9 protein-coding genes are annotated in these 13414 nt (G+C 50.5%); 6 read left to right on the top strand and 3 right to left on the bottom strand.

What is annotated here, in order from left to right; translation table 11 throughout:
* Positions 1-72 precede the first annotated feature (72 nt).
* Positions 73-1338 carry a YihY family inner membrane protein gene (locus tag AC07N2_RS15995; protein ID WP_494779128.1) on the top strand — a complete coding sequence of 422 codons (1266 nt, stop codon included), beginning with the start codon at positions 73-75 and terminating at the stop codon, positions 1336-1338.
* Here AC07N2_RS15995 and AC07N2_RS15990 read toward each other — a convergent pair.
* Positions 1335-1652 (bottom strand): Mpo1-like protein, encoded by a 318-nt coding sequence (locus AC07N2_RS15990; RefSeq protein WP_494779127.1) that lies wholly within the window; start codon positions 1650-1652, stop codon positions 1335-1337. The genes AC07N2_RS15995 and AC07N2_RS15990 overlap by 4 nt on opposite strands.
* A 248-nt stretch (positions 1653-1900) precedes the next feature.
* On the opposite strand from AC07N2_RS15990, the gene AC07N2_RS15985 reads away from it, so the two are divergent.
* Complete coding sequence (locus AC07N2_RS15985) at positions 1901-2356, top strand: CBS domain-containing protein (RefSeq protein ID WP_494779126.1); 456 nt, start codon at positions 1901-1903, stop codon at positions 2354-2356.
* A 155-nt stretch (positions 2357-2511) separates the two neighbouring features.
* Positions 2512-4398 carry an MFS transporter gene (locus AC07N2_RS15980; protein WP_494779125.1) on the top strand — a complete coding sequence of 629 codons (1887 nt, stop codon included), beginning with the start codon at positions 2512-2514 and terminating at the stop codon, positions 4396-4398.
* A 79-nt stretch (positions 4399-4477) separates the two neighbouring features.
* Here the strand turns inward: AC07N2_RS15980 and AC07N2_RS15975 are convergent, their stop codons facing one another.
* Together AC07N2_RS15975 and AC07N2_RS15970 are read right to left on the bottom strand one after the other, a co-directional pair.
* Complete coding sequence (locus AC07N2_RS15975) at positions 4478-7381, bottom strand: PAS domain S-box protein (RefSeq protein ID WP_494779124.1); 2904 nt, start codon at positions 7379-7381, stop codon at positions 4478-4480.
* An 82-nt stretch (positions 7382-7463) separates the two neighbouring features.
* Positions 7464-9707: a putative bifunctional diguanylate cyclase/phosphodiesterase gene (locus AC07N2_RS15970; RefSeq protein ID WP_494779123.1), complete on the bottom strand. Its 2244-nt coding sequence runs from the start codon at positions 9705-9707 to the stop codon at positions 7464-7466.
* A 146-nt stretch (positions 9708-9853) separates the two neighbouring features.
* Between AC07N2_RS15970 and aroC the strand changes: the two genes are divergently transcribed.
* The 3 genes from aroC to leuC all read left to right on the top strand — a co-directional run bounded on the left by aroC (position 9854) and on the right by leuC (position 13407).
* A complete protein-coding gene (aroC, locus tag AC07N2_RS15965) occupies positions 9854-10951 on the top strand; it encodes a chorismate synthase (protein ID WP_494779122.1) in 1098 nt (365 codons plus the stop codon).
* 95 nt (positions 10952-11046) lie between these two features.
* Complete coding sequence (locus AC07N2_RS15960) at positions 11047-11829, top strand: M48 family metallopeptidase (RefSeq protein WP_494779265.1); 783 nt, start codon at positions 11047-11049, stop codon at positions 11827-11829.
* A 171-nt stretch (positions 11830-12000) separates the two neighbouring features.
* Positions 12001-13407: a 3-isopropylmalate dehydratase large subunit gene (gene leuC / locus AC07N2_RS15955; protein ID WP_494779121.1), complete on the top strand. Its 1407-nt coding sequence runs from the start codon at positions 12001-12003 to the stop codon at positions 13405-13407.
* Positions 13408-13414: the final 7 nt, after the last annotated feature.

Here is a 13414-nt window from a genome sequence, read left to right as displayed (position 1 = left end):
TGCTTGATAGTGCCTGTCTTGCGCAAATCTGCGTATGCCTATCCAGAAGATGAATACACCTACACACGTTGCATGAAGCTACCTACCTTTCCTTTTTTTCGCGAATTAACCTGGCCGCAAGTGCGGAATCTGTTCCATTTTGCTGCGCGTCGTCTGAACGAAGAGCGTTTACCGCAAGTTGCCGGTAGCCTTACATTTACAACGGTGTTGGCCTTGGTGCCGATCTTGACAATTGCGCTGGCGATCTTCACGACCTTTCCTTTATTTAATACCTTTCGCACCTCGCTGGAAGCGTACTTTGTACATAACCTGATGCCCAAAGGCATCGCCAATACCATCCTCGGTTATCTGACGCAGTTCTCCAGCAAGGCGACCCGTTTGTCTGCTTTTGGCGCGGTGGCATTGATAGTGACCGCAGTGGCGATGATGCTGATGATAGATCGCGTGTTCAATCAAATTTGGCGCGTCAAAACCAAGCGTCCCATCATGCAGCGCATTCTGGTGTATTGGGCGATTGTCACGCTGGGGCCATTGCTGATAGGCGCGTCGATGTCGCTGACATCGTATTTGTTTACGGCGACGGATGGCGTGGTGAAAGGTGTGCCATTTGTGGGCGGCATGTTTTATACATCGGTTTCCATCTTGCTGAGTATGGTGGCATTTACATCGCTGTATATCGTCGTGCCGAATCGTCTGGTCGAGTGGCGCGATGCTGCGTACGGTGGTTTGTTGGCGGCGATTGCATTTGAAATCGTAAAGCGTTTATTTGCCGCCTTTGTGGTGAAAGCTCCTACCTATACCGTGGTGTATGGCGCCGTAGCGGCTTTCCCTATCTTTTTGGTGTGGATCTATCTGGGATGGATGATTACGCTGGCTGGAGCTGTTGTCACAGCGGCGTTGCCTATCGTTAAATACGAACGCTGGTGGCATATACCGCAACCGGGTAGCGCCTTTGTCGATGCAATGGCTTTGTTGGCTGTGTTATATGACGCGCGGGCGTCGGCCGACTCTTCCGTGGTTGATACCAAGTTGTTGCGCGACAAGACGCTGCTGGGATTCGATGAATCGGAAGCACTCCTGGAAAAAATGCTGGACGCGGGCTGGGTCGCGCGCCTCAAGTCGGAAGGGCCGAAGCGCATGCAGTGGGGAAAACGCATCACCGATGGCCTGGATCGCTGGGTCTTGCTGGCGAACCCTGAGTATTTGACCTTGGCCGATGTGTACCGCTTATTCGTATTCGATGCCTCAGGCAACGAGACCTTGGCGAAAAAAGTCGAATCCGCAGTCGAACAAGGTCTGGATCAGTCGCTCGCCTCCTATTTCAAATCATCGAACTAGAACGAAATCTGTCCTGTCAGCATTTGCCAGTACATCAGCCATGAGCCGATAAAAGAATAAAACGGTTGCTTGAACGATCTAGGACGGTTTTGCTCAAACTTGAAATGACCTATCCAGGCTAGACCGTAGAACGACACAATGGCTGCAAGTAGCCACCACGCATTGCCGGTGAGGACCAGTATGGTCAGGAAAATGAGGGAAAGTGACGAGCCGAGAAAATGTAACTGGCGGGATGTACGGTCAGAATGCTCCGTCAGATAAGCAGCATAAAACTCGGAAAACGATTGATACGTCTTTTGTGCAATCACACTCATGACGGCCTCCGCTGGTTGTTTTTGCTACTTCAGATTAGTCCTCGTTGGGCGGGGATGCAAGTTCTATTGGCAGGGAGCATAAAACGAGGGCGTACGCCTTGATACGGGTGGTTACAACGAGCGTCGTAGGGTATTGTGGTGGTTTCATCTATTTATTCAGGCTTGCGAAGCGATAGTGGATTTTTCGCCGCGCTTGCGCTACATTGAAAGTGTCCGAAGCATAACCACAACTTCTTGAGGACGGTCCCATGAAAGTATCCGAAATACTCAAAGTAAAAGGAAACATTCTCTTCACGGTGACACCAGATAGTCCGATGCTGGATGCAATCAATGCAATGGCGGAAAAAGACATCGGTTCTCTGGTTGTGATGGAGGCGGGCAATCTGATTGGCATGCTGACCTTCCGCGAGGTGATGGCAACCATACATGCGAATGGCGGTGCAGTAGGTAACGATACTGTGCGTCGTCACATGAACAACAAGCCGATCACGATCACATCCGATACAGAGGTCAATGACATCCGTCGTTTGATGCTGGAAAAACATGCACGTTATGTGCCGGTTCTCGATGGAAAAATTCTGGTCGGTGTCATCTCTTTCTACGACGTTGCGAAAGCAGTTCTCGAAGCGCAAAGCTTTGAAAACAAAATGCTGAAGTCGTATATTCAGGATTGGCCGGCGGTCGCCAACGAACAAGACGGTTAAGCCGTATAGAAGAAAATCAAAAGCCGTTCGCATATCTGATGGTATGCGAACGGCTTTTTGTCATCCTGATACCTTACAATCCCTTGATCTGTAATCTTTTGTATCTGAGGCGTATATGAATACGCACGGATTTCTTGAACCTACTTTTTCCTTTCATGCGCAAACCTAGTCAGTTCAGCTTGCTCGCACAACGCCGCTTTGCGCCTTTTTTCTGGACGCAATTCCTGGGCGCGTTTAACGACAATGTTTTTAAAACGGCCTTGTTGACGATACTGACTTTCGAAGCCTTGAATTGGACCACGATAGACAGGGGATTGCTGAATAATCTGATTCCCGGTTTGTTCATTCTGCCATTTGTCTTGTTTTCTGCGATTGCTGGGCAATTGGCTGACAAGTTTGAAAAATCCGGTCTGGTGCGTTACATCAAGCTGCTGGAAATCGCCATCATGCTCGCCGCAGCAATTGGGTGGATGCGACACGATTTATGGCTATTGATTGCAGCGGTGGCCGGCATGGGTTTGCACTCAACTTTGTTTGGTCCGGTTAAATACTCTTACCTTCCGCAAAAACTCGGGCCTGGTGAGCTGGTCGGCGGCAATGGCTTGGTGGAAATGGGAACATTCATCGGCATCTTGCTGGGCGAAGTATTGGGTGCGGTGCTGGTATTGCATAAGCCGTGGGGCATTGAACTTGTCGCTGGCGGCACAATTGCGATTGCCTTGCTGGGTTGGTTGGCGAGTCGTGCGATTCCGCTGTCACCAGCGCCAGAACCAGAGCTGAAAATCAACTGGAATATAGCAACGGAAACGGCCCGCAATATCCGGTTCTCCCGGCAGAATCGTCCAGTGTTTTTGTCGATGCTGGCCAATTCATGGTTTTGGTTTTATGGCGCAATTCTGCTGGCGCAATTCCCCTTATATGCAAAAGATTATTTGCATGGCGATCACAGTATTTTTGTCTTGTTGCTGACAATATTCTCACTGGGTATCGGAGCCGGCTCCTTGTTGTGCGAACGACTGTCTGGGCATAAGGTGGAGATAGGTCTGGTACCGTTTGGCGCTATCGGATTGTCGGTATTCGGCTTTGATTTATTTCTGTCCAGCATCGCGTACACGAATACATCACTAGTCGATATTGGCGGCTTCTTGCAGCAGCAAGGCAGTCTGCGAATTTTGTTTGATTGTTTGATGATAGGCATGTTCGGCGGTTTGTATATTGTGCCACTGTTTGCCTTGATTCAAACGCGCTGCGATCCCGCGCACATGTCGCGCACGATAGCGGGCATGAACATCTTGAATGCGCTGTTCATGGTTGTGGCTGCATTGGTCGCTATGGTTTTGCTGAATCTGGGTTTGAGTATTCCGCAACTGTTTCTCGTCACTGCGATTTTGAATGCGTTGGTTGCTGCCTATATTTTTACCGTTGTGCCGGAATTCCTGCTTCGCTTCCTTGCATGGTTGATGCTGCACACCACGCACCGCGTGCGTGCCATCAACGCCGAACGTATTCCGCAGGATGGGGCGGCAATTCTGGTTTGTAACCATGTCAGTTATATGGATGCGATTGTTATCCTGGCTACGAGCCCACGTCCCTTGCGCTTTGTGATGGATCATCGCATTTTTAAAATTCCTTTGTTATCCGCATTATTCAAGGCTGTAAGAGCGATTCCGATTGCTCCTGCCAGTGAGGATGTCGAAGTGATGGACGCTGCTTATGAAACGATTGCGCATGCATTGGAGCGCGGGGAACTGGTCTGCATTTTCCCTGAAGGGAAGCTGACGAATAACGGTGAATTGAATGAGTTCAAGGGCGGCATCATGAAGATCATGGAACGTACGCCAGTCCCTGTTATTCCGATGGCACTGCGCGGTTTGTGGGGGAGTTTATTGACGCGCAGCGCTGATAATCCTTTCCAACGCTCTTTCCGTAGCGGGCCGTTTTCCAGATTGGAGCTGGTAGTGGGTTTGCCGATGTCAGTGGAAGAAGTCACGCCGGAAATTCTGCGTGCTCAGGTGCAGAATCTGCGCGGCGAGATGAAGTGATACGTGTAGCTTAATACGTGCAGTTTAAATTGCTGATATTGCCGCGATTGAGTGAGGATGTATTGCAGGCGGAAAAGTATTAGGTTTGTGGATGCAAGGCATCGTCATCATTGCTTCTTTGCGGCGCAATGAGCGGCAGAGTCAGTGTGAAGGCGGTACCGATACCAATCGCACTTTGCACGCGGACACGGCCGCCAAGTACGCCGCTGACAATGTTGTGAACGATATTCAAGCCCAGACCTGATCCGCCTGCTCCCAGTTTAGTGGTGAAGAAGGGATCGAAAATTCGATTCAAATTCTGTGTAGGGATGCCGACGCCATCATCCTTGATGCTGAGTTCTATCCAGCCATCGATAGTGTTGCGGGCGGAAATCACCACGACACCTTGTGTTTTTCCATCGAAACCGTGTAACAGCGCGTTATTGACCAGATTGGTCAATACTTGACCCAAGGGACCAGGATAGCTATCGAAACTAATATCGTCCGGAATGTCCTGTTCAACCACGATGCCATTCTTGCGTATCACCGGCCATAAGGTTAGCAAGATTTCACTAGTGACTTCGGCCAGAGAAAATGGACGCCTTTGCGAGCTGGTTTGATCGATCGCAACTTGCTTGAAGCTGTTGACCATGTCTGCTGCACGATGCAAATTCCTGACCAGAATATCGCCGGCCTTGCCAACGTCAGTGATGTAACTCTCCAGCGTTGAACGTTTGATGCCGTGGTTGTCGCGATAATTTTCTGCGAGTGCCGATGTCTGATCACTGAGTGTGCTGGCGACCATCAGACTGTTGCCGATAGGTGTATTTAATTCATGTGAAATACCTGCAACCAGCGCGCCCAGCGCCGCCAATTTTTCGTTATTAACCAATTCTTCATGTGCGAGATTTAGCGCATCCAGCGTGGTCTCCAACTCCTGGTTTGCCTGCTGTAACTCTTCGGTACGTTCGATGACGCGATCTTCCAGCGTAGTGTTGAGATCAAGAATTTCATTCTCAATCAAACGTTTTTCCGTCACATCCTGACAGGCGAGAATGCCAAACTGCTCACCTTCAAGCAAGAAAATATGCCCGGAAAGTTGAATCAATACTTTGGTGCCATCACCCCTATACATCCATATTTCGCCATGTGACGCGGTCTCGCCGGTATTTTTTAATTTTTCCAAAAGAGCGTCGCGATCGGCAGGGTTGCAGTACATCGCCAGATCTTGCGTATTTTTTCCAATGACTGACGAGCGTGAGCGTAGGAACAATCGTTCGAACGCACTGTTGATGTCTTTGATCACATTGTTATGTTTGACTTGTGTGACAAACATCGGTACGGGTGTCGAATGAAAAATCGTGGCAAAGCGTTGCTCGCTCAGACGTAATTCTTCTTCGGCATGTTTGCGTTCCAGTTCGGCTGAAGCGCGTTCGCTGAATACTTGCAGCAATGAACGGGTTAGGTCGGGATTGCGTAGCGCGGTAGAGTGCATGACGGCTAATACGCCTATCGTATGCCCGTTTGCATCATGGATAGGCGCGCCGGCATAACTATCCCAGCCTTGTGTATTCAAGACCTTGTATTGCGGGAATATGGATTGAACATCGATGGCAAAGACGCAGATCTGGCCTCTTAGCGTGCGCTCACAAGGCGTTCCGGCAATTGTATATTCGAAGTTGTCGACAGTACTGCCATGTAAGTACGCTGACAGTGTGTGTATGCGCGTTGGATGATCTGGTTTTTGCAACAAGCCTATGAAGGTGCAGTCGGCACGCAATGCGGATGCCAGATCATGGACAAGAGATTCAAAGAAGGACTTACCTGTTATGCCATGCGTACCTTGTGCAAGTCGCAAAAGTGCATGATCGGCTTCCGCTTTTTGTTCTTCCAGCAATTTCTGCACGCTTGATGCATGACGTTTTTCTGTAATGTCTTCCACCAAGGTAAGCAATCTTCCCTTGTTACCGTCGCTTTCATCTATCGTTATGTAACGCCATGCGCAAGTAATCGTACGGTCATCTGCAGTCAGATGGTCGTGAATGTTGTGTGTATTTTTGGTATCGGGTTGTTGGATTAATGCATCGATGAAATTGGCTTGCGCGTAAGGATTCAGAAAGCGTGCATCTCGTCCAAGGACTTCTTCACGGCGATAGCCGAATATCTGTTCGGCGGCTTTATTCCATTCAATGATCTGATGATTCTTGCTCCATTCAATGATGGCTAGAGGACTTTGTTCTAGTAATAAGCGCAAATGTGTTTCGCGCTCGTGCAGTACTTTTTCTATACGAATACGCTTCTCGATATCGTCCAACAGCTCTTGATTCTTGCGGTCCAGATCGGAAAACAGAGTGCGCAGATGAATACGTGTATTTTCAAGGCCTTGTGCAAGCAAACCGATTTCATCTTGATGCTTCCATGTGAATGGCTCATCGAGTTTACGTTCGGCTAATTGTTTGGCGCTCGTATTTAAACGCAGCAGGGGACGTATCAAGCGTCGTTCCAGCAGGATCAGAATGAGTAGGATAGACAAGCCGGTTTGTACGGCCAAGAGCAGAGCTTGGTACGCCAGACCTTCCGTCATGACTTGCTGTAAATGCAGGCTGTTGACTTCGACGGTTAGCGATCCTGCGGCTTGACCACGATGATAGACATTGATATTCGAGCTGGCGGTAAAACCTACGCGCCTATCGTGATGAGCAGCGATGGCAAAAAGTGTGCGTTTGTTGTCGCGTGCTTCGATGCGCACGATGTTATTGTTTTTGGACAGCGCAGTATCGATGGCTGCGCTGACGTCCTGATAATCAAGATTCCACAAGGCTGCGCTGATGCTGTCGGCGATCATGGCCGCATTTTCTTCAGCGAGCTTGATGGTTTTATTTTTTATTTCTGTATCGTAGAGCTTGAACCAGCTATAGCCATTGATCAGAATTGCCGGTATGAGCAAACCGATTACTACCGTTAGTACGATTGAACGACGCAACGTGAGTACGCTTTTTTTCATATCGTCCGGCGGAGAGTTGGGCTGGTCGGCGATGACAGAAAACAGCCGGCCTTGTGCGCGAGATGGAGTGTTTTTTTGCGTTCTAGTGTTGTTTGTGATTGCCTAACCAGCTATGCAGTGCGTCGGAAGTCATGGGTTTTGCGAATAGATAACCTTGCCCCATGGGACAGCCGAGCGCGGTCAGAATCTCTGCCTGGCGTTCATCTTCTACGCCTTCAGCAATGATATCCAGTTCCAGATTACGGCCCAGCTGAATAATCATTTCGGCGATGCTGCTTCCGCGCGACGAATCAGTGATTTCGGTGACGAAGGCGCGATCAATCTTGAGTCTGTCTACGCTTAGTTTTTGTAAGTGGCTGAGCGAGGAGAAGCCAGTGCCGAAATCATCAATGGCAATGCTGACACCGGTCGCCGTAATTTGATCCAGCAATTTGATCAAGGCATCGGGTTCTTCCATCGCCATCGATTCTGTAATTTCAAGTTCGATGCAGTGCGGCGGAGCATTGGTGTCGTGCAATGCATTACGCAGCATGCTGAGGAAGTGTGGATGACGGAACTGTACCTGGGATACGTTGACCGAGACCATGAAGTCGGTAAAGCCCAGGCGTTGAACGCGCACGAGTTCCTGACAAGCTTGGCGCAGTACCCATTCACCCAGTTCGATGATCAAGCCTGAGTATTCGGCAATCGGAATAAAGCGGCTAGGTGGAATCGAAGAACCATCTTCAGTCGTCCAGCGTAAGAGCGCCTCAGCACCGACCGGCATACGCGTGGCCATATCGACTTGCGGTTGATAGACGACGGACAAATGTCGCTCTTCAAACGCGGCGCGTAAAGCGTGCATCATATTGACGCGTTCACGGATATCGATACCCATGTTGCGGGAGAAATACAGATGTCCGGTGCGTTGCTGATGCTTGGCACGCTTGAGCGCGATGTGCGCATTTTTCAATGCCTCTACGCCGCGGCCTTTATGCTCGGACAGACGAACCAGTCCGACGGTTGCGGAGAGTTGTACATCTTGCCCATCGATGCTGAATGGACGCTCAAACTGTGCAAGGACAGCTGCAGGATTGACTTGTATATCGTCGCCCAATACGCCGAAGGTATCGCCACCGACGCGCGCCACAATCAGTCTATCGCCCAGACGCGATTGCAAACGCGTTGCTACGGCAAGCAATAGCAGATCGCCGAATTGATGGCCGAGCGTGTCATTGGTTTCTGCGAAGTGATCAATATCGATCAGTGCCAGTGTGGTTGGCTGGTTTTTGGTCGAGATTAAATTTTCGTCGATGATTTCTTTGAGGCGTGTGCGATTCGGCAGTTTGGTCAGCGAATCGTAGAAAGCGGAATTGTGTAGACGTGTAACTAGCGAAATATTGGCAAGGCCGACTGAAATATTGCTACAGAAAACCTCCAGCAAGCGTAGTTCGATATCGTTTAACGGTCGCTCGGTTCTGAAGAAGGCTGCAAAATTTCTGTATGCATTGCCGGTGAAGTGCAGGGCGGTAAATTCGCGTCCATAGATATTGCGTTTTTCGTGCAGAGCGCGGGTTAAGGTCTTGTCGATACTCACATCCTCGATAGAGGAGAGTGGGTGATTGATCAAGTCACTGTATTTCCCTGCGGCGGCGACGATGAATAAGGCGTTTTCCTGATTATGGAGTTGCTCTTGTATGCAAAACAAACCGTCCGGCGGCAGGCTAAGCAGGCGAGCAATTTGGGTTATTACACCAGTGGTGAATTCTTCAAACGTTTGCAATGCCATCAGCTCTGTACTGGCGCGTAGGATCATGTCCAGGCCGCTGCTGCTTGAGTTGATGGTGCAGATTTGTTCGTAGGAGCGGATTGCTGCTGTGACAACGGTATACAGCTTGATGCGGGTCAGTTCGGATTTGGTTTTGTAATCGTTGATATCGAACTGTTGAATAGCGTCGATTTCAGGGGCGTAACCAGGTTGGCCGGTGCGGAGGATAATGCGGACTTCTGCACGGTGTAATACATCACGTATGTAATGCACCAATTGCAGGCCTTCATCCTGCTGTTCCATAACGACATCAAGCAAAATCACCGCAATATGCGGTTCTTTTGCCAGAATTTCTCTGGCTTGCTCTGCAGAGTAGGCATGCAAAAATGCCAGAGGTCGATTTTGTATTTCAACGTTGCTGAGTGCAAAAGTAGTCGCCGAATGGACGTCAGCATCATCATCGATGATCATGACCTGCCATACGTCGCTGCTTGCACCTAACTTACCGTCACCGGACACGCGCACCGTTTCGTCCAGAAATACAAGGTCATCCTCGCTATGGCTGACCAACTTGCCCATATGGTGCCTTCTCCGAGATTGGTTATTCTGATTTGGAAACCGTATATTGCACACCGATTTGTCATCAGGCAATGATTTTTCTTGAACTATTTGTTTTCTGTGCACTGGTAGAATGACTACTTTATTTAGCTTATAACCATCAAATCATGTCCGGTAATACTTTTGGAGCACTCTTTACTGTCACCACTTTTGGGGAATCCCATGGCCCGGCAATCGGCTGCGTGATCGACGGTTGCCCACCCGGTATGGTGTTGTCAGAAGCCGACATTCAGCCGGAATTGGACCGCCGCAAACCGGGTACATCGCGCCATGTAACCCAGCGACAAGAGTCCGATACGGTAGAAATCCTGTCCGGCGTGTACCAAGGCAAGACCACAGGTACGCCGATAGCCCTGCTGATCCGTAATGAAGACCAGCGCAGCAAGGACTACGGCAATATCACTGAAACCTTCCGTCCCGGCCATGCTGACTACACTTATTGGCATAAATACGGCATCCGCGATCCACGTGGTGGCGGACGTTCTTCAGCGCGCCTGACTGCGCCTGTGGTTGGCGCCGGTGCGATTGCCAAGAAATGGTTGTTCGAAAAATACGGTACGACCTTCAAGGGCTGTATGAGCCAATTGGGCGATATCGAGATCCCATTCGAAGACTGGCGTCATGTCACCGAGAATCCATTCTTTTCCGCCAATGCGAGCATCCTGCCGCAGCTGGAAGCGTATATGGATGACTTGCGTAAAAACGGCGATTCCTGCGGTGCACGTATTGATGTCGTGGCTGAGAACGTCCCGATTGGTTTGGGCGAGCCGATTTACGACAAATTGGATGCGGAAATTGCATTTGCTCTGATGGGTATTAATGCAGTGAAGGGCGTAGAAATCGGCGCCGGCTTCAAGTCAGTGGCGCAAAAAGGTACTGAGCATGGTGATGAGCTGACGCCGGAAGGTTTTGCTACTAATCACTCCGGCGGCATTCTGGGTGGTATCTCCACTGGCCAGAACATCACCGCATCGATTGCGATCAAGCCGACTTCGAGTATACGTACTGCACGTCATTCAATCGATAAAGCCGGCAATCCAGTCATGGTGGAAACCCTGGGTCGCCATGATCCTTGCGTCGGCATCCGTGCGACTCCAATTGCCGAGTCCATGCTGGCACTGGTGCTGATGGATCATGCTTTACGTAATCGCGCGCAATGTGGCGATGTGTCGGTAACGCCGCCGCCGATTCCTGCAAGTCGTTAATCTGCCATCGCTGCACGCTCTGTGCAGTGATCATTTTTGATGGAGACAAAATGAAGCCAGTTCGCCGGTATCCTTTTTTGTCGTCGGCAGCGCTTATGTCGACCATGTTCCTGCTATCAGCGTGTGAAACTGTGCAGACCACGCAGAGCGGAGTCGTGGGCATCGATAGGCAGCAAAGAATGATGATTTCAGCCCAAGAGCTGGATCAGTCTGCAACCAAGCAATATGGCACCTTGATTGCAGAGCAAAAGCAAAAAAACAATCTGAATCGCAATCCAGCGCAGGTGGCACGCGTACGTACCATTTCCAATCGATTGATTGCACAAACATCGGTTTTCCGTCCAGACGCACAGCGTTGGCAGTGGGAAGTCAATGTACTGACCTCGCCGGAAGTGAATGCCTGGTGCATGCCCGGCGGAAAAATTGCCGTCTACACCGGCTTGATTGAAAAGCTGAATGTCACTGACGACGAGCTGGCTGCCGTTTTGGGGCATGAGATTGCCCACGCATTACGGGAACACGCCCGCGAGCGCGCATCGGAACAAAGAGTGGCTGGCAGTGTGATTTCAATCGGTTCAATTTTGTTGGGCATGGGCGATCTGGGGCAGCAGGGCGCGCAATATGCTTATATGGGCCTTGTGGGCTTGCCTAATTCGCGCAGTCACGAAACCGAAGCGGACAGGATGGGCGTTGAATTGGCTGCACGTGCCGGTTATGACCCGCGTGCCGCTGTCACTTTATGGCAAAAAATGGGCAAGGTTTCTACCAGTTCAACGCCTACATTCCTGTCTACTCATCCGTCCAGTTCGGATCGCAGCAGCGATTTGACGGCATATTCTGAACGTGTCATGCCACTTTATCTACAGGCAAAGAAATAAGTGACAAGACGGCAAGATGTTGTATTCAAGGCCGTCGCCCTCATCTTTTTAGTCAGGTAGCCAGCTTTCTGGAGGTCATCGAATGCCGCTTCGTGCAATGAAACGGCACAAATATGGCATAATCGAGAGCTACCTCATCAGTCATTACTGACTTACTTTTACACACGAAACATGGCCCAAACGCTCTACGATAAACTTTGGCAATCGCACGTCGTCGAAACCGGCGACGATGGCACCACTGTGCTCTACATTGATCGTCATTTGCTGCATGAAGTCACTAGCCCGCAAGCATTTGAAGGCTTGAAGCTGGCTGGTCGTCGCCCATGGCGCGTCTCGGCCAACCTGATGGTGGCTGATCACAATGTGCCAACCACGGACCGCTCGCAAGGCATCGCAGATCCGACATCGCGTCTGCAAGTGGAAACGCTGGATGGCAATGCGCATGAATACGGTTTGACCTATTTCAGCATGCGTGACAAGCGCCAAGGCATCGTGCACGTCATCGGGCCTGAGCAAGGTGCAACCTTACCGGGTATGACGGTTGTGTGCGGTGATTCTCATACGTCTACACACGGTGCGTTTGGCGCATTGGCACATGGCATCGGTACCTCGGAAGTCGAGCACGTGTTGGCGACGCAAACTCTGTTGGCACAAAAATCAAAAGCAATGCTGGTACAGGTCGACGGCGCATTGCCGGATGGCGTGACAGCAAAAGATATCGTATTGGCGATTATCGGCAAGATCGGCACTGCAGGTGGCACCGGTTATGCAATCGAATTCGCAGGTTCTGCAATACGTTCCCTGTCGATGGAAGGTCGCATGACGGTCTGCAATATGGCGATCGAAGCAGGCGCACGCGCAGGTATGGTTGCAGTCGACGATGTCACTATCAATTACGTCAAAGGCCGTCCACTGTCACCAGTCGGTCCGCACTGGGATCGCGCGGTCGAGTACTGGCGTACCCTGCATTCCGATGTCGGTGCCAAGTTCGATATGGTCGTGACATTGAATGCTGCTGAAATCAAGCCGCAAGTCAGCTGGGGCACCTCGCCTGAGATGGTTGTGTCAGTTGATGGCCGTGTACCTGATCCAGACAAAGAAAAAGATCCAACCAAACGTGACGGTATGGAAAAAGCATTGGTGTACATGGCACTCAAGCCAAATACGCTGATCACCGATATCCGTATTGATAAAGTCTTCATCGGTTCCTGCACCAACTCGCGTATCGAAGATTTGCGTGCTGCTGCTGCCGTTGTACGCGGCAAGTTCCGTGCGTCGAACGTGAAATTGGCGATGGTCGTGCCTGGTTCCGGTTTGGTGAAAGAACAAGCCGAACGCGAAGGTCTGGACAAGATTTTCAAAGCTGCTGGCTTTGAATGGCGTGAACCAGGTTGCTCGATGTGTCTGGCGATGAATGCAGATCGTCTGGAGCCGGGTGAGCGTTGTGCTTCGACTTCAAACCGCAACTTCGAAGGTCGTCAGGGCGCAGGTGGGCGTACCCATCTGGTCAGTCCAGCGATGGCTGCCGCTGCTGGTATTGAAGGTCACTTCGTCGACGTTCGTGCTTTGAAACATTGAGGACATT

Source organism: Herminiimonas sp. GW821-FHT09C12, from assembly GCF_059416385.1.
This window is presented reverse-complemented; position numbering and strand designations above follow the sequence as displayed.